The sequence below is a fragment of the Nocardia sp. NPDC060220 genome (genome assembly GCF_042727815.1).
Taxonomy (GTDB): Bacteria; Actinomycetota; Actinomycetes; order Mycobacteriales; family Mycobacteriaceae; genus Nocardia.
In genome coordinates this window covers 1-1,821 of the sequence record NZ_JBHWZY010001131.1, presented here as the reverse complement: position 1 = coordinate 1,821, position 1,821 = coordinate 1, and the positions used below count along the sequence as shown (strand labels likewise).

Below are 1,821 nucleotides of genomic sequence, written 5' to 3'. Positions count from 1 at the left end.
CGTCGAGGGCGAAGCCCTGTCGACCCTGGTCGTGAACAAGATCCGTGGCACCTTCAAGTCTGTCGCCGTCAAGGCGCCGGGCTTCGGTGACCGTCGCAAGGCCCAGCTGGCCGATATCGCCATCCTCACCGGTGGCGAGGTCATCAGCGAAGAGGTCGGCCTCTCCCTGGAGACCGCAGGCATCGAGCTGCTCGGCACCGCGCGCAAGGTCGTCATCACCAAGGACGAGACCACCATCGTCGAGGGTGCGGGCGACGCGGAGGCCATCAAGGGCCGCGTGGCGCAGATCCGCGCCGAGATCGAGTCCTCGGATTCGGACTACGACCGTGAGAAGCTGCAGGAACGTCTGGCCAAGCTGGCCGGCGGCGTCGCGGTGATCAAGGCCGGTGCCGCCACCGAGGTCGAGCTCAAGGAGCGCAAGCACCGCATCGAAGATGCCGTGCGCAACGCCAAGGCCGCCGTCGAAGAGGGCATCGTCGCCGGTGGTGGCGTCGCGCTGCTGCAGGCCGCCCCCGCGCTCGACGGCTTCAGCGGCCTGACCGCTGACGAGGCGACCGGTGTCAACATCGTGCGCGTCGCGCTGTCGGCTCCGCTCAAGCAGATCGCCTTCAACGCGGGCCTCGAGCCCGGCGTCGTGGCCGAGAAGGTCTCCAACCTCCCCGAGGGCGAAGGCCTGAACGCCGACACCGGTGTCTACGAGAACCTGCTGGCCGCCGGCGTTGCCGACCCGGTCAAGGTCACCCGCTCGGCCCTGCAGAACGCGGCCTCCATCGCCGCGCTCTTCCTCACCACCGAGGCAGTAGTCGCCGACAAGCCGGAGAAGTCCGCCCCCGCGGGCGACCCCACCGGCGGCATGGGCGGCATGGACTTCTGATCTCCTGATCAGCTGGCCCAACGCAAATCACGTAGACCGGTCCACCACTCGGTGGGCCGGTCTTCGGCATGAAATAGGGGGAGTGAACGTGGCGATCGTCCACACGGTCCGCAAGTACTGGTTGTTCTGTGTACTGATGGGGATAATTTGCGGCTGGGCGATCCTGTCGGGTCTGCTCGACCTGGTCGACGGCACGGTCACATGTCACGACTGGAGCCCCCTCGTCCTGGATTTCACCAGCTACGACATGGCCCCAGACGATAACTCGTGTGCGATGTCGAAGTCCGGCGCCAACTACGCGGACGTGAAGATGATCAACAATGTCCTGGACTCGGTGCGGGTCATCATCGGTGCGGCGATGTTGTGGATAGGTTGTTCGAGCCTGAACGACCTGGCGAAGAAGGATCTCGCACCGCCGTCGGACGGGTAGTCGGGTGAGTCACGTCTCGTGGTCGACTGCGATGACCAGTTGTGGGCGGATGGGGAGCGGGCCAGGGCTGGTGTTGTGGAGCGCTGCTAGGTGCAGGCAACCGTCCGAGGATTCCCACGAGGCTGTCTCGACGTAGAGCATGCCGAGACCGGAGCCGTCGCGTGCGATGCCCGTACGGATTGCAGCACCGACATCGTCGTGTTCGAGCATGCTGGTTCGGTCGAGATCGGTTATGTACAGCGGCATGTGCGGCGCGACTGCCCCCAGTAGGCCTTGGGTACGCCAACTCCGCGCTGCGTCGTACTCGTCCAGGGTGAGGCCGACGACCTGAAGGAACTGGAATCGGCCGTTCGGCGAGTCGACGGGACCGAGTTCGGGATCGGCGGTGAAAGCGAATGCGCGGATCAGCGAATCCTGGCGGTCGAGGAAGATCGGGCCGTTGGCATCGACATGGTCACCAGCTTCGAACCAGTTGCCCGAGGAGTAGACGTAGCGAGCCAGATTCTGAAGGAAGCGG

General features: G+C 65.2%; 3 protein-coding genes. 2 read left to right on the top strand and 1 reads right to left on the bottom strand.

The genetic code is table 11. The annotated features are described in order from the left end of the window. A partial coding sequence (gene groEL / locus ACFWF3_RS34470) for a chaperonin GroEL (protein WP_379318226.1) occupies window positions 1-874 on the top strand: 874 nt, incomplete at its 5' end. Window positions 875-962: 88 nt separating this feature from the next. Continuing rightward, window positions 963-1,304 (top strand): hypothetical protein, encoded by a 342-nt coding sequence (locus ACFWF3_RS34465; RefSeq protein ID WP_379318224.1) that lies wholly within the window; start codon window positions 963-965, stop codon window positions 1,302-1,304. Window positions 1,305-1,313: 9 nt separating this feature from the next. Here ACFWF3_RS34465 and ACFWF3_RS34460 read toward each other — a convergent pair. Continuing rightward, on the bottom strand, window positions 1,314-1,821 hold a 508-nt coding region (locus ACFWF3_RS34460), incomplete at its 5' end, for a suppressor of fused domain protein (RefSeq protein ID WP_379318222.1).